This window comes from Alicyclobacillus sp. SO9 (assembly GCF_016406125.1).
Taxonomy (GTDB): domain Bacteria; phylum Bacillota; class Bacilli; order Alicyclobacillales; family Alicyclobacillaceae; genus SO9.
This window is the reverse complement of sequence record NZ_CP066340.1, coordinates 45,589-67,512: the sequence shown is the minus strand read 5'-3', so window position 1 is coordinate 67,512 and position 21,924 is coordinate 45,589. Positions and strand designations below refer to the sequence as shown.

Sequence of the window (21,924 nt, the reverse complement as noted above, 5' to 3'; positions counted from 1 at the left end):
CCCTACTGTTGTTAGCTTAAAATTCATTAGAAAATTTATTGCGCATAAGGGGGCGTTAGCGCAAGATCGGCCGTCACACAAATACGAATGAATATGCGGAACGCGGTGTATATATACCGTGTTTCTTCATGTTTCAGGGAACTCTTAGAGTAGGAAAAGCTTGCATTCACGTTCCAATAAATGTCTTAGCGTATATTTTCGTTAAAATGTCGGCGGTACCCCATTATGAAAAGGCAGTATTTGAGGGGCGATAACCTTGAAAAATTATTGCGTAGAAGTCGTTGACCGTTTTCGAGAGGAACAGATCGAGAAAGGCAGAAGTGAATTGACAGCCAAGACATACACAAACACCCTCTGTAAATTCAATGAATGGCTGCTGCAAAACGAAGGCGACATTAACAACCTAACGAGACATGACATCCAGTCTTACATAAATCACCTGGACTCAATTGGCCGGAGTGCTTCGACCATACAGAAAACCTTTGCGGCCCTCAGTGTATTTGCGCGATTCCTCAAGCGTTCAGACATCATTGAGAACATCCGTGTTCCGGAATTCAGAAAGCAGAACAATGTCGCCCCAAAGTCTCTAGAGCGTAATGACAAGAACCGCCTACTGAGGGAGATAGAACGAGACGGTAACCTTCGGAATATATCCATTGCATACATGTTGCTTCATACCGGCCTGCGAATTTCCGAACTCTGCGCGTTAGACGTTGAGGATGTCGAGATACACGAACGTAGCGGCCAGGTAATTGTTCGGCATGGTAAGGGTAATATTGCTCGTAAAGTGCCACTATCAGCTGAGGCACGTCATCACTTATCCAAGTACTTAGAATCTCGGGGAGATAAGAATACCGCGTTATTTATGTCCAACGAGCGTAAACGTATTAGTGTGCGTACAGTCCAGTACATGCTATCTAAACATGGTGTACATCCTCATCAGCTGCGTCACACGTTCTGCCATGACTTGGTTGGTTCCGGAGTTGATATTTCTACCGTGGCTGAATTGGCCGGACATAGCGACATCAACGTAACGCGTCGATATAGTAAGCCCACACAAGCAGAATTAGAAAAGGCCATTGAACAGGTGTTCTCTTAAGATTTCTCGGCAATCACTTTCTCAATCATCTTCAGCTGCTGCTCAAGTTCCGACAGACTCATAGTCCAACCGACAGCATTTCCAGATTCTACAGACCTACGCATTTTATCTTGTAGGGCCTGCAATTGGTTTAACGGCATAGCTTGATAACGATTGCGATACCCTTGTCTCTTTCTCTCCGCTTGAGACGCAATGTCATACTTCGTGGCCTGCTGCTTCGATACATTCTCAATTAACCACGGTACAGCAGTTCTCACTAGGCGCTCCGCATTTCCAAACGTACGATGACCACCCCGGCCGCCAGAACGAAATGGGCATACAAAGGGACGGTTCCCACCCCTCTGATTCAATCTTGTATGTTTATCTTGTGTGTTCCTGAACAGGCCATTAATGTAACTGTTGTGTGCTTGGCTCAGCACCTCCTGCGTAGCTTCCACCTGTGATGATTCCTCATTCCATATCATCTCTATCTGATCCCGACTCAATTCTCCACTATCATTCATTTCTATATGACTAACAGAATGCACAGATGCAGGCATCTCCACTTGTACTACAGTATCAATTGCAGATGAGTGCTGTTGATTAACCTTCGACCGGTTCTGATATGCAGACAATCTTTCTTCTAAATCCCGAACTTGTCTTAGAAATTGCTCCTTCTCACGTTCCAAGCTCTGTATCTTAGATTGCAGGACAGCTACATCTTGTATGTCGTCTTGTGAGTTATCGTCAGTAGGAAGCGTCTTACCAAAATATTTGCTACGCCGACGACCGTCAATGACTTTAGTCCCATAGTAATAAGGACCATGCCCGGGACCTTCTGAGCAGGTCTTACATCCTTGTTTCCCACACTTTCGATATTGAGCGACGATACTCCAGCCTTCGTACTGCACAGCCATAATATAAGCCCCTTGTGTGTTTCTTGTGTTACTAGTATAGACATTCCTCACAAGAACATACAAGAACGCTCTTTAATCTTATATACATTTCTCTATTTCGTACATCAAATCAAATATCACATTTTGTCGATTGATGTTTAAACTGGGGTGCTATCGCAAATATTAAGAATATGGGGAGGAAACATTGTTCTGAGTAGGAGGTTATAAACTTGAAACGACCAAACTATGAATTGTTAAGCTTACTCGTCGCAATCCTATCCGTTCTCATTGTCTTCTTTCAGTTACACGGGTAACGGTCATACTGCCCTGGTTCCAATGCCGGGGCAGCCAGTTTCTTTCCGTTCGGTTCGGTAGACGAATCAGAGCAACGAGACTAACTTCTGATGCTCTTTGGGTGTTGTCCTAAAATAGACGCTCATCTCTATTCCGTTCAATTCCGTGGTCATGACCGACACTGAATTGTTTCTGCGTCTTCCACCGATTAACGCGCCGACGACGGCTCCAGGAAGATCTCCGACTAAATCTCCGAACCCGGCATCCAATGCTGCACGACCAAGACTTCTTTTTGATTGTTCGACCCATTGTACGCCGGTAACTTTCACTTCATTTCTGCCGACCACAATCGTTTGAGGGCGTGTGCTCTTTTGTACCCTGATGTAACCCTTCTTCACGTTCGGAAGGCCTGTTATATAGTACAATCTAACCCATCCAGGCGTAAGTGCCAGCATGTCTCGAAATGAGGATTTTAGATCGTGGCCGATCACTCTTAATTGAGCCTTAGCTTTTTCTTGCCTCTGTCTCCTTTCCTCTGGAGTCCCTGGTATCCTATTCTTTTTTATCGTACGAACAACAAACCAAATTAAAAAGATTACAACGAGCATATCTACTAACTCAAAATACAACCACCCCATCGTAAACACCCCGCATTCAAAGTTCTAACGTTTTATATGCCATAATGATAACCCATATGAATACAAATCAGGTTTATTTGCTCATTTTCCTAAAGAGTTATCCGTTTTCCTCTACAAGCCTGCGTCCTCGAACATTTCATTTGGTATCGCTCCATTCGACTCGTGGATCTTGTTTTGGAGTACGCTGAGGATTAAAACGATCAAGAAGTGACCAGTTTTCACTATTTAGAATTGCTGCGTATAGGTTCAAAACGTTCTCCCTCGTCAATCTTCCACGTAGGGAATCCGGTAGGTTGTCGCTATCCTCTAGCCACATCTGCACTGTTCGCTTCGGTTCTCTTCGATCCATACGTCCAAGCGGAATGTCCGGACACACTCGAACCTGTTTGTATGCCGACCGGCGAATGTACAGATACGTGCGATAGCGTCTCTTCTTTCGTGCCACATGGCGCCGTACCAAATGCATCTGTTCTTTACCCTCCCTTATGAAATCCCTAGGATGCGTTCAGCGCCATTGGTAAAGGCATCCTGATAAGTTTGTTCAGCTTGCATCAGCTGCTGGCGCAACCGATTATATTTACTCGTATGCATGCCTGTTGGTCTGCAGGGTGTCGGTGCATTTGGATAAATCATATCTCCTTCCGCGCCCATCTTGCGCCGGATACGTTTGACACCTTCCATCGTCTCTCTAGTTGGGTCGTGCGTGGCCTGGCAGCTTTGATAGGTGAGGTTGTGGCATTCTCGACAACGAAATGCGCCATCATGTAAATACAGTTTGCCTACACGTGAAAAACATCCAGGGCATTTGAACCACGGCCTGCCCCCTCCATAGTTGCAAATGGTATGACTGATAGCGACGGTTTCCTTTACAGACTCCTTCACGCCACGTATATGAGTATCGTATTCTAACGTCAATTCGTCGCCACTCACTGTGACAGTCAATTTTGGTGTGCGTGGAGCCTTCCACCCCCAAACAAAGCCAATGCCGTCCTGTAACACGTTCGCACGATTAAACCGGTTCACGTCGATGGAGAGACACTCTCCTGTTGTCCTTCGACTATTGCCTCGGTATCCTGATCCATATCCGCCCATGCTGCAACTCCTTTGGCTCTCAGATTCACCTAAATCATTAGAGAAACCCTGTATTTTCATTCGCTTTTCTCCGTAATTGTCCGATATGCATCATTAATTTCAATCAGCCGTTGCACATCCCTTTCGCCACTTAGATTCCACGTTTTACAGTTCCGCTCCATGTCTTCCGAAGGTTTTCCTGAGAGCCACACATTGGGCACCGTCTTGGATCCATAGGTTCAATCCAATCAACCCACCAGACATGTCCACGGGAACACATATAACCGCGTACGGTTAGCGATTGTTCCTCCATAATCTTCTCCATGCGCGCTTTACGAAGGCTCTCAGGCGGTTCTAAGAGCCGCATCAGCCAATCTCTTAATGCCTGCGTTAGCACCTGTGTCATACTGCGTTCTTCGCGTTCAGCAACATCTTTCAAGGCTGCATGTTCGCTATCTGACAGATAAACCGTGACTCGGTTGTCACGACGATCCGCAACATCTTTCTTTGGACGTGGCATGTGCTGTTCTCCATTCTATAAACAATGTTATTTACCTTATAATTAACTATATGCTTATGCGGGTTGTTTTACAATGTTATTTACCTTGTTAAACATCGTGCAACCTCCATAAGACCGTCCAAATAGTAAGGATGACCAAGAAGCTGCGCGCCCCCATAGGGGGTGTCGGAATAGTCGGATGTGCGATTTCATGAGGATTTCGGTTACATCGGAGTACATAAGGTACACACAGTGCAGTGCTTGACCATATGATACATGAAGTGGAAAAACTGAATCTATTGCGGTTCCCCAATCTTATTTTTTCAGTCCAAAATTGAAGACACCATGATTAGGACGCGGAATTGGTAGGAATAGCGCTAGAAGGAATATACTTGCCCATGAGTTGATTTGACCATGTGTTTTTAGCGGTAAGAAATCCATTTTTCTCAAGCTCGAATTTATAGGTGATTTTCCCGAGGGTGGGAGAAGGGAGCGTCCAATTAATCAGGTGACTTCCGTTCGAACCTGGTGTGACAACGATTTTTCCAGGTAGTTCGTTGGACTTATAATAGCCTCCATCGCCCGCATCATGTTCGACAAGGTACTTCATGTTGTGAGGCGCACCAATTTCATTTTTGGGGATAAAGTTAAGAAACCGCTGCTCGAATCTTTGAGGACGATGGTCGTACCAATAAAAAAAGGAGGCCAATACGATGAATGTTCCTAACCCTAGTTTCCAACTGTACTTTTGCATCATGCATCCGTCCTTGTCTCAATTAACGCTCTTTAGGGCGTTAAACAAGTTAACCGATTCATGCAATTGAATGGTGTCGATTATTCTACATGTACGATAAATTGTATAAATGAACTATCCCTATTGTTCTCTACTAAGAATCGATATTCTCCAGGCTTAAGCGGTCCTGTTTTAAGTGATGATTGAATATCTGTTTCGGCTATGAATTGCCCCTGCAAAAATCTACCTACAGCCCTGTTGCCTACAACATTGCTGATGCCCCCGGGGCCTTGTAGATCGTTATAAATCGTAGCATTTAACATACTTTCGGTATTAATGGCTACAGACGTACCTGATTTCACTGTAATGGTTGTCAGCCCTGTAGTTGGATCCTTGGACTGATTTTGAAAAGTCCCTAATACATCCGATATCGAGGATGGAGCTCCGTTGGCGTTCAAAGTTAAAGAGACCTCTATGTAAGGAGAGTTACTTTCTTCAAGTGGTATAAGTTGGCTTTGTTGTTTAATCGAATCTGTCATTGCTAAGTGATTTTTAGGACTGTATCGAAGAAGCCTTGCGCTTGTTCCGTCAAAAAGCGCAATCCCTTGCATTGAACCGGGGTCACTGATTGGTTGAACTGCTTTAGCCATTTTCGAACTAATCGATTTCATCCCCGAATAGGTGCCCATCGTATATGAGCCATCTGAAAACACGTGTCCATTAGAGTCAACAAAAACGTCTGCAGAATAGGGATTGCTTGGGGCCATTCCCCCTAATGCACAAAGTACAACAGGCATTTTAAACCCATTGAAACTATATGTTTTTAGAGTTGGGGTTCCGTCTGAAAAACCGGTCTGAGGTAAATCTTGTGACGACAAGATACTAGGACCTTTTTTACCTTTTTTGTAAATTGCAGCGATCAATGTGTCTGCATTCCCTCCCTTGGAAGGACGGAACACGCCAAGGAATAGCTGCCCTCCCAAATCCTTTGAGACCATTGGTTTTGTTTTATAGCCGGCCGGGAGGTTAGCGGCTGTTGTCTTAGATACCTGTGAACTTAAAGGATCACAACCGGACAGCCCCAACGATAGACCCAATGTACAAGTAACAACTATTCCCATAACAATTTTATTCAAAGGCCATTATCCCTCTCTATATTCCTACGTCTAAAACACCCTTTACCACAATATCCATTATTCTACTCCACCCTAAAAGCCTTTGCATTATACATGCAATTGAACGCAGTTGAATGGAATAGAAAGATTGCGCTATTGTTGGGACGCGATACCATGCGCTTGTGAAAGAGGGAATCCTATGCGCTACTCGTTCTACCAGGTCTACAGCGATCCAACGGTTTATACGCTGCCGATAACAGAAGAACTTGAAGCGGCCATCCAGAAGTTTGCGAAAAGAAGCAGAGTGCAGATTGAGTCCATTAGCCGAGAGGACGCCTGGATGGTTACACCTGATAGGACAAGCGTTCGATACCGGATATCGCAAATGTGACGACGATTTTCCTTGATTTGTAACGATGATCCGTTGACTGATCAACTTACGCAGGCGAATGAGAAGGAGAAGATTTTGCGCTAGGGATTGGGGTCTTTTGCAAGTCCTACACCTAAATGAGCAATATTAAATCCCATCGAGAGTATGGCTCCGATAAACAAGTGCTCAAAAGGATTACAAACGATGTCATAATCCTGCGTATCCACCCATGAAGAAAAAACATTTATGATTTGCAGAGAAATGCGGCAGCGTATTTCCCGATTTTACGCGCGCTTGATAGGGAGGCGCGAGCGTGATAGCCTCTGAGTTTCTGAAGCCGTGAGTCCTTCCAACCTATATACGATCGCAGAGGCTCCATCTCAAGCAACTTCCTTAGCACAGATAGATATAGCGTTTTATTACTGGGAATTCTAACGCCGCGTTTCTCTGCATTTTTAACTTGCGGAAAACAAACAGTTCAATTATTGCTAATTACTTCTTCTTGGATGGTCTGCAAATCGTCACAACAATAGTGATGTGGTGAAACAATATTGTCAGAGAAGCCACATTAATAACAATGTGCATTTTTATCACCTCCGACTATATTTCTGGAGATCCCAAATTCGATCCAGAAAATAACCGTGGTTCCACCACAAATAGCCTTAGATCTACCTCATAGTCCGTCAGATCACCCTTTATCGATAGTCATATTCATCGTAAACAACACATTTTCACTGTGACTGTGTACAAAAGAGAGACCTAGTGTAGGTCTCTCTTCTTTAATCCTTAATTCTTCCAAAAAGGGACTTACATGGATAGGTGAGATGACATCTGTGGTCATCGCGGCAGTATGCGAAGGTGGGGCGTCTGCTAGAACAGAACATTGGGGCGTGATAGAAGATGCAGATGATCATGGCGTTTGCAGCAATCCTATCCGGCATTGTTCTCTTTAATGGAATTAGAGGTGCAACAAGCCGGATTAAAGCGGAGTTTGGCCAGTGACATATATTGTGCATCACGGGACCTTCGGGTCCTTTTTTGATGCAACCATCGTCAATTTGTCCACGGTTAAATTCTCTCCTCGCGACCATACGCAAATTGCGTAGAGTTCCATCAACGATAGAAGAGGAGGATCCAAAGCTGGACTCACCTGAAGTGTTATCACCCTTTGTAACCTGCTTATCTGCTGCGCCAATAAAATAGCCGCCCATGAAGGCGGCGTAAACGTAATATATATTTTCATAAGGGGGTCAAATGTGAGCGAACTCACTTACTGATTTAGAGTATAAGAACCTTCTATTACAGTCATGTTACACTGATATTGTTTTCTGATGGAATCACAACTCTCTCTTGTTCCTGCGATAAATGGGACCACCGAAATGGGTAATAGTTCCATAAGCAATAGAACAGGTGGATCCAAAGCTGGACTCATCGCGAATACGCAAAAAGCGGAACCGCCAATGTCTCAGCCACATGGCCATATCACTTCTCCCCAGAATCGGGGAAAAGCTCATTGCTCGTAGGCTTGAGTTGCAACTCTCTTTCCCTCTGGTCGTCTTGTTTGCAACCATGTCGCAACCTTTGCGCGTGATGTCGTAGCGCTTCAAGGTACGTCCGGTGGTGTCTTGGTAACTCGTTTCGAGGAAGAAGTCACTCACCTTAAAGTTAAGGTCAGTAACAAGGACTTTTACAAAGCCGTCTATCTTTGCAATGAGGTTGTGGTGTCTCGTTTCCGTCACTCTTGCAACTTCCCGACTATCTGCAACAAATTTGCCACCGCGTGCTACAATCCTGCGTTCGTTCATTACTGCATCTCCTCTCACATAGGCTTGTCTAACTTTTTCCTCGGGTAGTGCCGAAGCACGTACCCTATGCAGTTGTTAGGCTTCTTGCTTCATCTCTCGTTCACGCTGTAATTCCTCTTTTGCGTATCTCATCGCGATACGAGCTGCGATCTTCCAAAAATTATCTAGCGCTTCTTCGCTTGGTTCGTTGGTGCAATGAACGCCTAGTCGTTCACACTCAGTCATTCCAATTCTCCTTTCGTAAATTCTTCACACAGAAGATTATCGACGGGTTACATGAAGTTCGATATTCTTGCATTGCCTCCATTTAGAAATATTGCGGTAACTGTGGTTAAGGCAGCGTACACCTATACACGCTGCCTTTTCCCATGTCATATTAATGCGGGGATTATAGCGAAGGTAACGTCTGCAAGTACCTGCTTGATACCTACTTGCGGTGAAGAATTGATCAACCCCCAATTTTGAGGTCTGAGTAAGAATGGCAATATACTCCTTGATGTCTCTGAATAAAATTGAGGCCCTCAGACCAACCATTTTAGCGAATCCTTCTAGGATACCAAAGCACTTATTCTATGCGGCTACTAGTCTCCTGTTCCCTCTGCTCCCGCGCTTGCTGCGCCAGACGCTTTCTCCTGCGTGCTAATCCACGGAGGAGGATCGGAATGATAAGGGCCGATGTGTTCGCTAATATAAAAGTTGACCACGTGGAGGTACCTTGACAACCAAAAAGTTGACCACCCCTCAATCCAGTTCCTGTACGCTGTAGTTGGGTAACGTTAGGCGGACAGGAGGAAAGGAATGTACGGGATGGTCGATAAAGAGTATATCAGGAAAAAGCACTATGTTGAGGGTTGGTCTATTCGGGAAATTAGTAAGAGCTGTAAAGTTGCTCGCCAAACGGTGCGTAAGATGTTGAAAAATTCGGAGATTCCACAGTACACATTGACGAAGCCTCGTCCTCGTCCGGTGATGGAACAATGGCTACCAATCATTGAAACTTGGCTGCGTGAAGATGAAGCGCCTAGCGTCCCAAAGAAGCAGCGGCATACATCAGCCAGAATTCATGAACGCCTTAAAGAGGAGTATCCGGAGGAGTTTACTGCTGCTGAATCCACCGTCCGCCACTGGGTAGCTCGTATCCGCAATAAGAAGAAAGAAGCCTTTATTCCACTGACAGCTGATGCGGGCGAACTAGCGGAAGTCGACTTTGGTCATGTTGTTATAAAACTAGGCAACGAGACAAAGAAAGTCTGTATATTTGTCATGCGGATGCGCAGTAGTGGTGTTCCTTTTGCTCATGCTTTTCACACAGAAAAACTGGAAGCGTTTTTAGAAGGGCATCGCTTGGCTTTTGAATGGTTCGGGGGCGTGCCTGGGGATGTCCGTTATGACAATCCCAAGACTGCAGTCACGAAGATCTTAGCGGGACCTTTGAGAGAGGAACATCAGCTTCTGTCCAGTCTACGAGCACACTACCTCTTTGACAGTGACTTCTGCCGACCCGGGGAGCCACATGAAAAGGGAGGCGTAGAAAACAGCGTCGGTTATGTTCGTCGCAACACTTGCGTCCCAGTTCCAGACGTACCGGACTTAGATGCGCTGAACGCCCAACTTCTAGATTGGTGCACCAAACAGCGAGACAAGCGCTGGTCTGAGTGGGAGCAGGAACAGTTGGCACTGCGCCCGCTTCCCACACACCCTTATCGTTGTGCCACAGCCCATCCTGTGGTTGTAAACAAACTCTGTCTCGTAAACTTTGAACGCAATCGATATTCTGTGCCCAGCATCTATGTGGGCAAGACTTTGACGCTCATGGCATACGCCGAGCGCATAGAAGTGCTGGACCGGGAGAGAGTGGTAGCCACGCACGTCCGTTGCCACGATAGGAATGAGACATTTCTGGAATTAGACCATTACCTCCCCGTCTTAGCCTACAAGCCCCATGCTGCCACGCACGCCGCTGTTGTCCGTCAATTACCAGAAGTATACCAACGTATCCGTCGTAGAATGACAGCAACCCGTATGGATGGGTACAAAGACTTTGTTGCGATTCTACAACTACATCGGACGTTTTCTCCCCAGGACATATTGCGTGCCATTGAAGACATTGGTCCAGATGTCGTCACCGCCGATCAAATCCGTGCCAAGCTCCTCCCTATGGACGCCGCAGCCTCTGTATTCACGGTGCCAGATGAACTCAAACAATTTCGGACGATGAAACAGAATCCTGCACGATACGATTCCCTGACGAAACGGGTGATTCACTAATGAGTGAGGAAATTTACAGCGCCATGATTGATATTCACTGCAAGGAACTGAAAATGCCAGGACTGCGTAAAGCCTATGCAGCATTAGCGAGAGAGGCGATAGACAAGAACCACTCAGCCCTTCAATTTCTTTCAGCCTGCCTTTCCGAAGAAGCTACATCCAGGCAACAGAACCGATTGCTAACTTACACACGGCAAGCCAAGTTTCCCGCTCAAAAGACGCTGCAGGATTTCGACTTCTCAGCTATACCAGCATTGCCTAAAGCAAAGATTGTAGGTCTCGCTGAGGGACAGTTTATTCGAGATAAAGAGAATGTTGTTTGCATGGGTGGTTCTGGAACGGGCAAGACGCACATGTCGATTGCGCTTGGTATGGCTGCGATTACAGCAGGCTACCGTGTTCGATTCATCTCTGTAATGCAGCTTATCCAAGAACTTCTGCAGGCAGAGTCTGAGTACAGATTGCCTCGATACCTGCGTACTTGGGACAAGTTTGACCTCGTCATTTTGGACGAACTCGGGTACGTTTCGTTAGAACAAGGCGGACCATTGCTGTTTCAATTCTGTGCGCATCGCTATGAAAAGGGGAGTCTTCTGATTACAACGAACCTTGAATTCGCCCGCTGGACAGACGTTTTCCATGATGCAACGCTGACAACAGCGCTGTTGGACAGGCTTACTCATCACTCTCATATTCTACTGTTTGAGGGGGAATCTTTTAGATTTCGAGAGAGCCAGAGTCGACAACAGATGACTGTGTCGGGGGTGGAACAATGAGGATGGCAGAAGGGCTCTAGTGAGAAGAGTGAAAACAATACAGTATCCCAGGAACGAGCCGATGCAAGCACAGACGCTCTTTCTTTTTAACAACAAGTAACTCGACACTTGACAACACTGGCTACGAGAGTCTATTCATAGCCGGAGCAGTTCTACTCAGGGTGGTCAATAATTCGGTTAGCAAGGTGGTCAACATTTCGCTTGACGAACACAGCCGATACCTCTTCGCTGAATACCACTCTTTCTTTAGTCTCTGCTTGCATGTCGTCACCTCCTGTTCAAGTGGTATGACTTAACGTTTTGCAACTACTGGGATTATCTACAACAAATCGGCTTCCTCGTGATATAATATTAAACTTGTGCCTTGCTACATCTCTACATCTACTCTCAGTTATCCGGATAGCCGTACCAGCCATTCCAGAAAGTCAACTCTGCGAATGCGTGTACGTTTCGCACTAATCGGCACTGTTTTAAAATCTTCCCGTGCCATAGCGACGTCCTTGGAAACAGGACACCACAGTGTTTTAATGGTGCTACGCTATATTCAAGAGGGCTCACTGTTTACCGATAACGCTGCTGCCAATATCGGACTTGAGTGTAGGAGTGGGCTGGTAGTGTGGTGAGAGTGAGACTAAGTTAAGCCTTAATTTTTACAAAGTATGTAGTAGAACGTGTATTATAAACTGTAAGTTTGTAAGTTTTTTTATTTTATGGGAGGTATGATGATGCCTGGGGAAAATGAAAAACGAAAAGTGAAACACGAAGACACTTTTGAGAAAAGCCGGGGAAAGCATACAGAGGAATCAGACAGAATTTCGGAGCAAATTCGGGAGCTGGACACAGAGAGTGATACTCAAGAAGACAATTGAATTAGTATGGGCGGATTAAGATGACCCTTTGTCCGCCCGCAATTTTTTAAGTGCTTCTTTTTCTTGATTCAAAGTAAAATACTCATATACTGTATTTGTTGCTGTATTGTAGTACGTTCTTATTGGGTAACGCAGATATTTGTTCAGTCGCACCATCTCGTCTGTATTTTTTAGAAGTAGCCCGTTCTCAGATTCCGTTGAAGTAGACCAGCGGTCCAATGTCCCTAAATACGGTTGTGTTGGATTTGCTAAGTTAATAACCCGTATTAATGCTTCTTCACGATTTCCGGAAAATGTTTCCCACACCGATGTGGAATAACTAAACGAGTCTTTACCACGTAACAAATTAATCAGGAACTCCACAAGTGAGACACCCAGTTTCCCATACATATATCCCGCTATCAACGCAACAATAGATGCCGTTCCAAGATACCAAATTGCATGATACTTAGGTGACAGCCCGAGTATAAATGTCTGAAGTCCCACGTGCGGTCGTAGTATCCATACGTATAAGCGCCAGACAACCAGCATGATTGGGACACTCCACGCAATTCCGAATAATGTTTTTTCGTAATCCGACATCTTTTTTGCAGAAGCTTTTCCAAAGTGATCAGCAACTGTCATCATTAAGATCCCTGGGAGAACAAAGAGAATTGTGGAAAATATACTATTCTTCGTCACACATCACCTCACTTAAATTTCTAATGATTGTATTTCCACATATCATCCAATGTTTTATTTCTATATGCCTGATTTCTGTACTGGTATCGTTTTAAGTCCAAATCTCGCTAGAGTAGCAACTACTGTGTTGAAATACCAGTCTGGGGCTAATGGTGGAATATAGACATTTTTGATCAATCGGCGCAAGTCAATTGGAACGTAGACTCCATTTTCAGTCCAGCGATATCCCAGGGATTCATCTTGTTTTCTCATGTTAAACAATACCGCACGAAATTCTTTCTCAGAGCTAAAATAGTTACGTTTTTGAAAGAAATGAAATACATGACTTGATGGCGTGATTTCATCAGTCTGATAATCCAAGTAGAGCATTTTTCCTAGTATAAAATCCCCATTATACTGCTGAAAACATTTTTCAAAATTCTTATATGTAGTCTGTATTGCAATGCCGTTTTCACGTGCGCCATAGGCTTGCCACATGGAAAAAGATTCGTCATCATTCATATGCCAACAACTGACATAAGCCAATCTTCGAATCTTCTCGTGATATTCGAGGTATTCTTCCATGTGCCCTTTGGTTATTTGCGATGGTAATGTACTTAATTCTTGTTCGATTCGTTGGTAACTTCGAGGAGGAGGAAGGCCTTCTCGGCGGTCGTTAAATAAGTCTGCACGTGGGAAATACAATGCACGCTCACTTAACATATTGATAAATTTAGTGAAATCCATATATCTCCATAGTTTCTGCGTTAGTTTTTGTGGCCTTAACTGTTTAACCAACTCCTCAGCTGTATATAAATGTCCTTTCATTTTAACCCCACCTTCACAAGGCAACGGGACTAAAGCTTACTCTCGTTGCCTTATTCAATTTCAACGCTCCACGTATAGGTATGAAAAATGGCCTACTTACCTATCTCCAGTAATTTTATTTGTGATATTCCACATATGCACTTGCATTAGCCACTTGATGAAAACTAAACGGAATTCCAGAAGAGTTATCCGTAATATTAAATTCATGCTGGCCATCAGGCGCTAACACTATTGGATCTGAGTTGCTCTTAACATTACCTAACAATTTATGTTGACTGTCAAAACATTCAAGTTTGATACTGGTTATATAAAGTGTGTGAGCAGTATTGTTATGTATTATGCCTTGAAGATGGGATTCTGCGCCCACATATGCGTTTGCAGAAGAGCTGGAAGTGCTACCGAGGTTTGCATTTCCGCCCGTTTGTTCATTCAGATTGGTAAAGCTAAAGCTACCAACTGTAAAACTTGCTTGGAACTCACCTTTTCCTGTGACTTTATAGACGTGAGGGTGAGTTGCGTAATAATAAAAACCCGCGGTTGCCCCAAAAAGAACAATTAGTCCGACAACAGATAAAACTCATCTTTGACAGTTTAGCTGTGGAAAAGTAGGTTATCAGTATCCCGAAGCCGCGCCGTTGCGCGGTTTTTCTGTTGATAAGTTGTGTTTTGAGCTCAAAAATGTAGGTCAAAATGTGTTTGGACAGTGGATAACTTTTTCCTTGTTATAAAAGTATTTATATTGTATAATTGTAGGTAATATTATGAGCGGTGGTGAGCCCAGTGTTCGCACAAGTTGTATCCACAAAACGCCCCGATGGTCGTACCTACAGGTATATGCATATTGTTGAGTCCTATCGCGAGGGAAAAACCGTTAAAAAGCGTCGGATTGCCAGTCTTGGTAACATCGATAACTACTCTGAGCAAGAGATTGAGCAGTTTATTCGTACCCTTGAATCGCTCCTACAGAACCGTACCTCTGGTTCGATTGAGGACTTTGACCCCAAGTCGACCCTCTCTTTTGGCGTTCCCTACGTGGTTCAATTTTTGTGGGATCAGCTTGGGTTGACCAAGGCGATAGAGACCGGACTCAAAGACCGTCAGGTCACCTTTGACGTAGCTCGCTATGTAAAGGCCATGGTCTGTAACCGTTTGATGAATCCGTCTAGTAAGTTGGATTTGTTTCATACGATTGAGGACATGTATCTTCCGGAGGAGGAAGGTGAATCCTGGCAGTTGCAACATTTCTATCGTGCGCTGGATCACCTGATGGATATGAAGCCCGAACTGGAGACATTTATCTATCAACGACTCACGGACCTCTTGAACTTTCGTTTATCGCTTGTACTCTATGACCTGACCAGTACGCACCTCAGTGGCCACCACTGCCCAATTGGCAAGCATGGATATTCACGAACCCACAGGCCGGACCTGGAACAGGTCGAGCTGGGTCTGCTTGTGACTCCGGATGGGTTGCCAATTACCCATGAAGTCTTTGCGGGAAACACGCCGGACAAAAAGACCGTCAAGGAAGTTCTGGAGCGTTTGAAGAAAGACTTCTCCGTTGAACAATGTGTGTTCGTCGGAGACCGCGGTATGGTCACGAAAAAGAACACGGAGTTGTTGGCGGCGCTTGAGTATCCCTATATTGTGGGCTACCACAAACGTGGCCGCGTGGTTAGCGACACCTTATTGGCACAGTACGGTGACCTCTCTCTCTACACTGAGCTGCGCGGAAATCTCAGCTATCTCGAAGTGCCCGCATCTGCAGTGGAAGACGATGAGAAAGGGCAAGATGCGCGCTATATTCTCTGCTACAATCCGCTGAAGGCGAAGGCGGATGAAGCCTTCCGCACATCGGCATTGGAGGAAGCGGAACAGGCATTGGTGGACTACCAGACGTGGTTGGACAAGCCCCATCGCGGGCGAAAAGCAAGTACACAGTCCATCATGCTCAAAGTCAGTGACATCCTCACCAAAAAAGGTGTACAGGGGTTCCTTGAGGTGGAGTTCAGTGAACAGAAGCTCTCCTACACATGGAATGAGGCGGCCCTCGCCAAAGAAGCCTTACGCGACGGAAAGTTTGTGATTAAGACCAACACGTTGCTCCCTGCCGAACAGGTGGTTACTTCCTACAAAACGTTGATGAACGTAGAGCGGGCTTTTCGAGAGATCAAGAACTTCCTGGATGTAGGGCCGGTGTACCACTGGAATGAAAAACGTGTGCGCGGGCACATCTTCGTCTGCGTACTTGCCTATCTGTTCGAGCAAGAGATCCAAGTGATGTACCGACGTGGGTGGGCGCAGCAAGAGCAAGAAGCAGAGCAGATGACCAACGCAGACGAGCGCGAGCAACGGCTGGAGGAACTGAATGACCGTTGGTACACAGGCGAGCGAATCATGAAAGACCTCTCGCGTTGGCACGTGATGAAAGCCGAGTTTCTCGGGAAAGAATTCCTCAGCGTTCCACCGCCACCACAGAACCTAAGCGAGGTCCTCAAGGCACTGGGTATCCCGCTTCCTGCCAAGGCAATCCAACTACGCAACACGTCTTCAGGCACACTCGTTTAACGAGAATCCCATCCTTACGGCCCCAATCCGTTTGGGGCTATTTGTGCTGTAGGGCAAAATCCCCCCTACAATCCCTTGCGGGGTCTAGGGTGCTGTCAAGGATGAGATAAAACCAAATTAGATTTTTTCACACATGTAAGCCTCCCTCGACCAATTTGTCTTAACTGAGACTTTCTAAATTAACTTTCCTCGTTTCCCCTGATATAGATCGATGCATATACATCCCAAATAGACCACTTCACTTTACGTTACCAAGCTCCTTTCTTACCCAATTCTCACCATCCATTCTGTTCCTAAATGATCTACTTGTATCTTCGTGGTGTTCAATACCGACTATATCGATTCCGGCTACGGTAATATCATCTATGCTGAGGACATATCCGACGTAGGTGAGACCATCATGTTCTATCGTGTCAATAACTTCTGCAGACCAATATTTATTTTCCACATTTATCTCCCCCTATCAAATCATTACACATTATCCTTGAATGTCCTCTTGAGAAATCGTATGAATATAATAAATTATCCATCTCATGTATAGTGATAAGATTCAATTATCGCTATACCATTCAGACAAAGCGACCCTGTACATGGTTAATCCCCTTATTCCGCCACTCTCCGTATTTGTGTACATGCTCGAGCGATTCCATGTACATTGAAAATTCAAGCCTGGTAAGGCTTTTTAGAGAGTGTGTACACACTCTTTATCCTGCGCTTTCGCACGCTTCGCAGAATACAAAAAAAGACCGCCATAAGGCAGCCCTTTTAGGGTGAGGCTCATTTCATTTTACATTCTTAAGTACATATAGTTCCTTATCGTGAACGCCAATGCGCTCGGCGAAATACTCCGTGGCTTTTTCAACAGAAGTCACTTTCGCCTCCAGAACTTCCTGGCCGTGACGGAGCGCTTCGCTGATTTTCTTCGTCTCATCTATCTTATCGGAGAGTTGGTCTACTTTAGTTTCGAGCCTGGTTAAAAACTCTTTGAGTTCTGGATCCATACTGGACAACTCCTGCCTAAGTAATTGCCGTAATCATACCACGATTTCCGAAATCATCCCATCCCATGCGCTCTGCAGCGAGTTTTAAGTGACTCAAAAAAATTGACCGCCTGAATGCACAAGCGGCCGTGGTATAGGCTCAAGAGTGTCAACTGCCCCAGCCATCGCCTAGAACCTACAAGATAACAATTCTTTTATTTGATCCAAATTCAATCCTTCCCCGGTCAGTATCTGCGGTATATGGTAATTCAGGAACCCCGAACATAGCACCAGACATCGTGAAGAGTTTTCCTTCGTTACAATAATAAATACATTCATGAGCTGCTCCGTCAGGAGAAGTCCACGTCACGTTTAGTGTGTTCCCACCTACAAGCCACATATCGCCGGCAGACGTTCTGTAGTTTGCTAGGGAAGGATCAATATTTGGTATCATTTGATCCGGAGTAAACATAGTGATGTCCTCGTTGGATTCAATTACGCAGCCGCCCGGCAAGTCAAAACTTTTTGCTGTTTTTCTCAATTAAATACTACCTCCTTCTGTGAAATGTTAATTAAACATATCTACATACTATGCTTGTTAGTTGTAATTGGTGCTGAATCGTTTCATTATCACTGAGATTGTCACTCTCCCCCTTTTAACATGATGGCCTTCATTGAACGAGCCTCACATAATATATGATGAGGGCTGCAATTTTTCTTGAAAAACTAAATGAACTTCTAAAAATCCGTGGTCGTCTCTTCAATTTCTCTCAATAAACATCTGCGCAGCCACCCTTGTCGATTCTTCAAAGTGCTGCCGTACATACTCGTCAAGAATCTTCGCGATTGCTTTCTCAGTCATTTCATCCAGTTCCCAACGCTCTGGATAGTCGCCTTTCTCCAGGTAATACACTTCTTCGCACATTCCACGAACACGCTGGTAGATGATGCGCTCCACTCCGACTACCTTTTGGGAGAAGACGCCCATAGGAAGGACCCCCTTTTCAGACTGTATGGACTCCGGAACTGAAACTGTGGTGCCACGAGTTGAATCACACGCAGATCTTTACTTGCCATCGTCAACAGCGCAGCCACAGCATGGGCACGTTGCTTTCCAAGCGCAAAAGCAATACGGTCTATGTCTTCTATCTCATATGGCATGAAACGGACGTACAGACGTTGTACAGCCTTTCCGACAGGTGCAATCAGGTGTCGTATGTCCTTATAGTCATCGTGTCCCGGCCACACCGCCTCTCTGTGCTCTAATGAACGCCAGAAGTATGGAGCCATCCGATTCAGCGTAGGAACGTCATTTGCGGCCGTCAGAGCCAGCAGGCGGCCTGTTTCGCCTAGTGTGCCGTTCAGATGGCCACTCACGTCCTGGACAACCTCGTACACCCCATTCAGCACATGCACACTGACACCGACTTTCTTATCACTTCTACTCAACCGATATCCCCTCTTTCAATCGGAAGTTCGCCAAATAGGCCCGCGATTCACTCGCAGAGTCGCAAGGTCTTCTCCTCTACTCCGTGCGGTCAGGGATTAGTGCTAGAACAATGCACTGACTGGATCGAAGTCGTCAGGGACTGGTTCATGTACTGGCTGGTGAGGCTGCAGTGTGGGGTTCGTTGATTGGTATGATTGGACGCTTGGAGTGGTTTCACCGGCGAGCCACCGTTTCACGGCTGCGCTGAAGTTGGTCAGTTGTTGGCTACGTTCCAGGAGTGCACGTTGATATGGATCCTCGATATTAAAGCTGACTGTACGATTGACGATAGAGCATTTGCTGCTACGCTTTTGCGGTTTCAAGGGCATGCACCCCCAACTCATAGAACGCTTGAGCGTTGCGGTAATAGGCGTCTTCATCTGCCTCGACATCACTTGTGTACTGCTGAAAGTACTCCTGCAGCTGCGATGCTTTACCGCCGATCAATACGATAGGTGCCAACGTTCCAAGACGCCTGGACAGTTCCGCTACGGTCATACGAGAGAACATGGACAGGCTGATGTTCTGCACCGTCTCCAGCCCATAGTCCAGACTTCCGCTTACTCGGTCTATCCAGCGCCCATTCTCCATCGTTGCAAAGTTCACAGTTCGACTTCCGCAATCTACGATGTGATACCGTCCCGGCCGGCGCATAGCCCATCCAGCTGTTGCACATTCAGCTGCTACTTCGCATCGAACGATATCAAACTGTTTCGTCTCACCGTTGACGGCTATCTCATGACTGCCCAGCAGCAACTGCTTCATACGTAACTTTTCGCCGGCTTGATGATTGCTGATAGGCTCACCGGTTACCAGGAACACTGCAGACTTATTCGGCAGCACACGATGCAGCGCTGTGAGCACAAATATCTTCGTGTCCATATGGGCCTTACTACTAATCATCAGCTGCGCTCCAGATACAGATTCATCCTTGGCCACATCTCCCACGTAATAGCGCTGGCCAGCGTAACCAACGACTAAATCCGTTCGTTGCATCTTACGCTCTAACTTCAGATCGCGATACTCACCAAGAATGGACGGGAACCAGTCTCTTGCACCGTCTGTCACAACCTTTGTACTACTTCGACCCGAATCTACGGCAATCAAGCGTATTGACACTGACAACACCCCTGTCACTGGATAGTTCAGTGACTAATCACTGATGACTAAGGTATATGGTGTCGAAGCTTGTCTATATTCCTTCCCAATAAAAAAACAGACTGCTGATCAATCTGCAGGTTCCTCTTTGTTTTCACTTACTTTACAACTGTTCCTTTAAAACACCGCACCAATTGATCTCGCTTTATCCCTTCAGCTCCGCGCTTCTTCTTCATGTAAGCGTCAAACCATGGGTACGTCACACTATCAAACTGAATTTGAGAGAATATAAATACCCCACCGGCTATCCGGCAGGCTAGTTCCGCTGGGCTTTTATCGACAATTTCGAACTTGCTCTCGTAAGTCATTGGACCAGAGCAGTAGATGGCTTACAGTGTCTGTAAAGCTCTCGTCCAGGTTTGGTAATTGCTCACACAGGTACTCCAGATAAACAAATAGATTGAGGCCATTTTCCTTCGCTGTTTCCACGATGCTGTATGCAGCGGAAGTAGCTCTGCTCCGCTGCGTGTGTTACTAAACAACCAAGACTTTCTTCCCAAAAGGAAAGGCTTAATGGACTGCTCGCTTTCGAAAAAATCCTTAAAAACCCTTGTCGTTACAATGTTTTTGCATTTTTTATTTGGCTATATGATGGTCCTTGCAGTGACTTTTGGATGTGCGTTCTTCTGCTGTGGCAACAGTCCGTCCAACAGCCATCAAAACTCGCTGACCCATGACAATGGAGCCTGTGTGAGATGCATCAGGCCACTGAACTCATCCTTTCTCCAATCAGCGATAATGAATCCAGAATCCGCTATACTGGCAGTGCAGGATCTTCAGCTTGTCCCGACTTCGGTGTCCGGTAAGTCGGTGACCTCGCAGCCACCTCCTACACTAAGAACCGTGCGTGACGTAGGGTAGACCGCCGACGAGGTGTGCGTGATGTGACGCATACGAAAGAAGAATTACAAAACATCGGTGAACAATTTGACGAGGAGAAGCACAGGAAGCACTTAGACTATTTCCTTACTGAAGATGCATTCAAATGGTAACTCTTTAATACTGTGTGAAAATTATTCTGCATTTGAAAGTGAGCATCCTAAAATCAAGGTAACTGACGATCACTACCGCCCGCCAACAACATAGGTAGGCGCTTTTCAAACACTTGAAATTTCTTTTGTGCGTTCCCATTCACCACATACAACATTATCCAACAATATGCATTGAGGTTTCATGTCTCTATGTTCTCAATATGCTACACTGATGTAAGTAAAGGGCAGCAGACTTTTAAACAACACCAATACTGGAATTTAAATAGTTCATATATGAAAATATTCAAAATTGTAATTCGTGGAATCACAAAGGAGGTATATTCATTGAGTCAGTCAGAAGAGGATTCATATTTGCAGCATACCAAGATGCGAAACTATGTTATAGCTTACGAATTGATTCTTTCATTATTGTATGTGTGGTCAACTTTTGAAGCGTATACGTATGATGCAAAAGCACGAAATGGACAATGGTGGATATATGTCTTGTTGGTTGTATTATTCGCAGTATTCGCGAATTCTGTTCGAAATATCGTAATCATGAATGTCTTTACAGCCATTGGTTTGCCTATCTTTTTGCTAACTCCAGCAATTCAGCATGCAGGAAGCTATTCATTATCTTTCCAGCCATTTATAGGATGGATTGAATTGATCGTCTTTACCCTTGGTCAATCTCTTCTAGTTCGTATTATTAAGAGATTCGTTCCGAAATACATGACCTCTCCCACTCATCTGAAAATCGGTGGAATCGTAATGGTTTTATTTACGTTGATAATGACTGTAATAACAATTGTTACTCCAGTAGCCGTTAATGGTGCTTTTTCGTAAATATTTGTTATA

At 45.2% G+C, this 21,924-nt stretch carries 26 protein-coding genes; 6 read left to right on the top strand and 20 right to left on the bottom strand.

Annotated elements, in window-relative coordinates:
- Nucleotides 1-256: 256 nt before the first annotated feature.
- Nucleotides 257-1,099, top strand: coding sequence for a tyrosine-type recombinase/integrase (locus tag GI364_RS24695; protein WP_198854235.1), 843 nt, complete (start codon nt 257-259; stop codon nt 1,097-1,099).
- Here GI364_RS24695 and GI364_RS24690 read toward each other — a convergent pair.
- The 7 genes from GI364_RS24690 to GI364_RS24660 all read right to left on the bottom strand — a co-directional run bounded on the left by GI364_RS24690 (nt 1,096) and on the right by GI364_RS24660 (nt 6,345).
- A complete protein-coding gene (locus tag GI364_RS24690; protein ID WP_198854234.1) occupies nt 1,096-1,995 on the bottom strand; it encodes a DUF6788 family protein in 900 nt (299 codons plus the stop codon). The two genes, GI364_RS24695 and GI364_RS24690, sit on opposite strands and share 4 nt — an antisense overlap.
- Before the next feature lie 359 nt (nt 1,996-2,354).
- Nucleotides 2,355-2,906: a hypothetical protein gene (locus GI364_RS24685; protein WP_198854233.1), complete on the bottom strand. Its 552-nt coding sequence runs from the start codon at nt 2,904-2,906 to the stop codon at nt 2,355-2,357.
- A 136-nt stretch (nt 2,907-3,042) separates the two neighbouring features.
- Nucleotides 3,043-3,372 carry a hypothetical protein gene (locus GI364_RS24680; protein WP_198854232.1) on the bottom strand — a complete coding sequence of 110 codons (330 nt, stop codon included), beginning with the start codon at nt 3,370-3,372 and terminating at the stop codon, nt 3,043-3,045.
- Nucleotides 3,373-3,389: 17 nt separating this feature from the next.
- The gene (locus tag GI364_RS24675) at nt 3,390-3,998 is read right to left on the bottom strand and encodes a hypothetical protein (RefSeq protein ID WP_198854231.1); all 609 of its coding nucleotides are present in this window, start codon (nt 3,996-3,998) and stop codon (nt 3,390-3,392) included.
- Nucleotides 3,999-4,128: 130 nt separating this feature from the next.
- On the bottom strand, nt 4,129-4,497 hold the full coding sequence (locus GI364_RS24670; RefSeq protein ID WP_198854230.1) for a hypothetical protein: 369 nt from the start codon (nt 4,495-4,497) through the stop codon (nt 4,129-4,131).
- 328 nt (nt 4,498-4,825) lie between these two features.
- Nucleotides 4,826-5,233, bottom strand: coding sequence for a hypothetical protein (locus GI364_RS24665; protein ID WP_198854229.1), 408 nt, complete (start codon nt 5,231-5,233; stop codon nt 4,826-4,828).
- A gap of 77 nt (nt 5,234-5,310) precedes the next feature.
- The gene (locus GI364_RS24660; RefSeq protein ID WP_198854228.1) at nt 5,311-6,345 is read right to left on the bottom strand and encodes a hypothetical protein; all 1,035 of its coding nucleotides are present in this window, start codon (nt 6,343-6,345) and stop codon (nt 5,311-5,313) included.
- Nucleotides 6,346-6,523: 178 nt separating this feature from the next.
- Here GI364_RS24660 and GI364_RS24655 point away from each other — a divergent pair, with 178 nt between their 5' ends.
- Complete coding sequence (locus GI364_RS24655; RefSeq protein WP_198854227.1) at nt 6,524-6,715, top strand: hypothetical protein; 192 nt, start codon at nt 6,524-6,526, stop codon at nt 6,713-6,715.
- Nucleotides 6,716-8,031: 1,316 nt separating this feature from the next.
- Here GI364_RS24655 and GI364_RS24650 read toward each other — a convergent pair.
- Nucleotides 8,032-8,499: a Rha family transcriptional regulator gene (locus GI364_RS24650; protein ID WP_198854226.1), complete on the bottom strand. Its 468-nt coding sequence runs from the start codon at nt 8,497-8,499 to the stop codon at nt 8,032-8,034.
- A 75-nt stretch (nt 8,500-8,574) separates the two neighbouring features.
- Nucleotides 8,575-8,724 carry a hypothetical protein gene (locus GI364_RS24645; protein ID WP_198854225.1) on the bottom strand — a complete coding sequence of 50 codons (150 nt, stop codon included), beginning with the start codon at nt 8,722-8,724 and terminating at the stop codon, nt 8,575-8,577.
- Between the two features lie 573 nt (nt 8,725-9,297).
- Here GI364_RS24645 and istA point away from each other — a divergent pair.
- Both istA and istB read left to right on the top strand, forming a co-directional pair.
- The gene (gene istA, locus GI364_RS24640; RefSeq protein ID WP_198854224.1) at nt 9,298-10,767 is read left to right on the top strand and encodes an IS21 family transposase; all 1,470 of its coding nucleotides are present in this window, start codon (nt 9,298-9,300) and stop codon (nt 10,765-10,767) included.
- On the top strand, nt 10,767-11,543 hold the full coding sequence (gene istB, locus GI364_RS24635; RefSeq protein ID WP_198854223.1) for an IS21-like element helper ATPase IstB: 777 nt from the start codon (nt 10,767-10,769) through the stop codon (nt 11,541-11,543). The genes istA and istB overlap by 1 nt, the downstream gene beginning before the upstream one ends.
- An 884-nt stretch (nt 11,544-12,427) precedes the next feature.
- Here the strand turns inward: istB and GI364_RS24630 are convergent.
- The 3 genes from GI364_RS24630 to GI364_RS25595 all read right to left on the bottom strand — a co-directional run bounded on the left by GI364_RS24630 (nt 12,428) and on the right by GI364_RS25595 (nt 14,267).
- Nucleotides 12,428-13,093: a DUF6338 family protein gene (locus GI364_RS24630; protein WP_198854222.1), complete on the bottom strand. Its 666-nt coding sequence runs from the start codon at nt 13,091-13,093 to the stop codon at nt 12,428-12,430.
- A gap of 60 nt (nt 13,094-13,153) precedes the next feature.
- Entirely contained in the window at nt 13,154-13,900 is a 747-nt protein-coding gene (locus tag GI364_RS24625; protein WP_198854221.1) for a hypothetical protein, read from the bottom strand.
- 115 nt (nt 13,901-14,015) lie between these two features.
- Nucleotides 14,016-14,267, bottom strand: coding sequence for an FxLYD domain-containing protein (locus tag GI364_RS25595; RefSeq protein WP_370541874.1), 252 nt, complete (start codon nt 14,265-14,267; stop codon nt 14,016-14,018).
- A gap of 413 nt (nt 14,268-14,680) precedes the next feature.
- Between GI364_RS25595 and GI364_RS24620 the strand changes: the two genes are divergently transcribed.
- Nucleotides 14,681-16,468 carry an IS1634 family transposase gene (locus tag GI364_RS24620; protein WP_198850960.1) on the top strand — a complete coding sequence of 596 codons (1,788 nt, stop codon included), beginning with the start codon at nt 14,681-14,683 and terminating at the stop codon, nt 16,466-16,468.
- A gap of 238 nt (nt 16,469-16,706) precedes the next feature.
- Here the strand turns inward: GI364_RS24620 and GI364_RS24615 are convergent, their stop codons facing one another.
- From GI364_RS24615 to GI364_RS25590, 8 genes are all read right to left on the bottom strand, one after another.
- Nucleotides 16,707-16,916: a hypothetical protein gene (locus tag GI364_RS24615; RefSeq protein WP_198854220.1), complete on the bottom strand. Its 210-nt coding sequence runs from the start codon at nt 16,914-16,916 to the stop codon at nt 16,707-16,709.
- A gap of 334 nt (nt 16,917-17,250) precedes the next feature.
- Nucleotides 17,251-17,469 carry a hypothetical protein gene (locus GI364_RS24610; RefSeq protein ID WP_198854219.1) on the bottom strand — a complete coding sequence of 73 codons (219 nt, stop codon included), beginning with the start codon at nt 17,467-17,469 and terminating at the stop codon, nt 17,251-17,253.
- Between the two features lie 175 nt (nt 17,470-17,644).
- Nucleotides 17,645-17,989, bottom strand: a complete 345-nt coding sequence (locus GI364_RS24605) for a hypothetical protein (protein ID WP_198854218.1) — start codon at nt 17,987-17,989, stop codon at nt 17,645-17,647.
- 219 nt (nt 17,990-18,208) lie between these two features.
- On the bottom strand, nt 18,209-18,436 hold the full coding sequence (locus GI364_RS24600) for a hypothetical protein (protein ID WP_198854217.1): 228 nt from the start codon (nt 18,434-18,436) through the stop codon (nt 18,209-18,211).
- Nucleotides 18,412-18,897: a hypothetical protein gene (locus GI364_RS24595; RefSeq protein ID WP_198854216.1), complete on the bottom strand. Its 486-nt coding sequence runs from the start codon at nt 18,895-18,897 to the stop codon at nt 18,412-18,414. Before GI364_RS24595 ends, GI364_RS24600 begins: the two co-directional genes overlap by 25 nt.
- A 102-nt stretch (nt 18,898-18,999) precedes the next feature.
- Nucleotides 19,000-19,260 (bottom strand): hypothetical protein, encoded by a 261-nt coding sequence (locus GI364_RS24590; RefSeq protein ID WP_198854215.1) that lies wholly within the window; start codon nt 19,258-19,260, stop codon nt 19,000-19,002.
- Entirely contained in the window at nt 19,241-20,056 is an 816-nt protein-coding gene (locus GI364_RS24585; protein ID WP_198854214.1) for a ParM/StbA family protein, read from the bottom strand. Before GI364_RS24585 ends, GI364_RS24590 begins: the two co-directional genes overlap by 20 nt.
- Nucleotides 20,057-20,368: 312 nt before the next feature.
- A complete protein-coding gene (locus GI364_RS25590; RefSeq protein ID WP_198854213.1) occupies nt 20,369-20,524 on the bottom strand; it encodes a transposase domain-containing protein in 156 nt (51 codons plus the stop codon).
- An 887-nt stretch (nt 20,525-21,411) separates the two neighbouring features.
- Between GI364_RS25590 and GI364_RS24575 the strand changes: the two genes are divergently transcribed.
- Nucleotides 21,412-21,912: a hypothetical protein gene (locus GI364_RS24575; RefSeq protein ID WP_198854212.1), complete on the top strand. Its 501-nt coding sequence runs from the start codon at nt 21,412-21,414 to the stop codon at nt 21,910-21,912.
- Nucleotides 21,913-21,924 lie beyond the last annotated feature (12 nt).

Coding starts and splice junctions, on each gene's coding strand:
- GI364_RS24690 (WP_198854234.1), bottom strand. CDS start 1,995: ATGGCTGTGCAGTACGAAGGCTGGAGTATCGTCGCTCAATATCGAAAG.
- GI364_RS24685 (WP_198854233.1), bottom strand. CDS start 2,906: ATGGGGTGGTTGTATTTTGAGTTAGTAGATATGCTCGTTGTAATCTTT.
- GI364_RS24680 (WP_198854232.1), bottom strand. CDS start 3,372: ATGCATTTGGTACGGCGCCATGTGGCACGAAAGAAGAGACGCTATCGC.
- GI364_RS24675 (WP_198854231.1), bottom strand. CDS start 3,998: ATGGGCGGATATGGATCAGGATACCGAGGCAATAGTCGAAGGACAACA.
- GI364_RS24670 (WP_198854230.1), bottom strand. CDS start 4,497: ATGCCACGTCCAAAGAAAGATGTTGCGGATCGTCGTGACAACCGAGTC.
- GI364_RS24665 (WP_198854229.1), bottom strand. CDS start 5,233: ATGATGCAAAAGTACAGTTGGAAACTAGGGTTAGGAACATTCATCGTA.
- GI364_RS24655 (WP_198854227.1), top strand. CDS start 6,524: ATGCGCTACTCGTTCTACCAGGTCTACAGCGATCCAACGGTTTATACG.
- GI364_RS24650 (WP_198854226.1), bottom strand. CDS start 8,499: ATGAACGAACGCAGGATTGTAGCACGCGGTGGCAAATTTGTTGCAGAT.
- GI364_RS24645 (WP_198854225.1), bottom strand. CDS start 8,724: ATGACTGAGTGTGAACGACTAGGCGTTCATTGCACCAACGAACCAAGC.
- istA (WP_198854224.1), top strand. CDS start 9,298: ATGTACGGGATGGTCGATAAAGAGTATATCAGGAAAAAGCACTATGTT.
- istB (WP_198854223.1), top strand. CDS start 10,767: ATGAGTGAGGAAATTTACAGCGCCATGATTGATATTCACTGCAAGGAA.
- GI364_RS24625 (WP_198854221.1), bottom strand. CDS start 13,900: ATGAAAGGACATTTATATACAGCTGAGGAGTTGGTTAAACAGTTAAGG.
- GI364_RS24610 (WP_198854219.1), bottom strand. CDS start 17,469: ATGGATCCAGAACTCAAAGAGTTTTTAACCAGGCTCGAAACTAAAGTA.
- GI364_RS24600 (WP_198854217.1), bottom strand. CDS start 18,436: ATGGGCGTCTTCTCCCAAAAGGTAGTCGGAGTGGAGCGCATCATCTAC.